1 protein-coding gene is annotated in these 312 nt (G+C 58.3%); it reads right to left on the bottom strand.

The annotated features are described in order from the left end of the window. Positions 1-124: 124 nt before the first annotated feature. The coding region (locus QJT78_RS52445) for a hypothetical protein (RefSeq protein WP_281460978.1) at positions 125-312 on the bottom strand (188 nt) is incomplete at its 5' end.

Genomic DNA, 312 nt, shown 5'->3' with positions numbered 1-312 from the left:
GGGCCCAAGCCTTCGCAGCACTGTTGCCGAGGAGGTGAGACGATCCGTAGAGTCCGATTGACAGTCGGAATGAGCTATCTCGGATTCTGCCCCCCCGGGTTTGCCGGAGGCCATTTGGTTTAAGTTATGCCGCCATGGCCGATTGTTTCAGCATGTCATAGTAGCGTTGCTCGGCTTCGGCCCGGGGGGATGTTTCCGATGGGTGCGCGTTTCGCGGGATCGTGAGCGCGGATTTCAGGGGATCGTGAGCAGAGATTTCAGACGATCGTGAGCAACGATTTCGCGGGATCGTGAGCAAGGCTTTCGGAGCCT

The sequence above is a fragment of the Bradyrhizobium sp. Mp27 genome, from assembly GCF_029953005.1.
In the GTDB taxonomy this organism is placed as follows: Bacteria; Pseudomonadota; Alphaproteobacteria; order Rhizobiales; family Xanthobacteraceae; genus Bradyrhizobium; species Bradyrhizobium barranii.
Note: the sequence above shows the minus strand (reverse complement) of the source record. Positions and strands in the feature narration are given on the sequence as shown.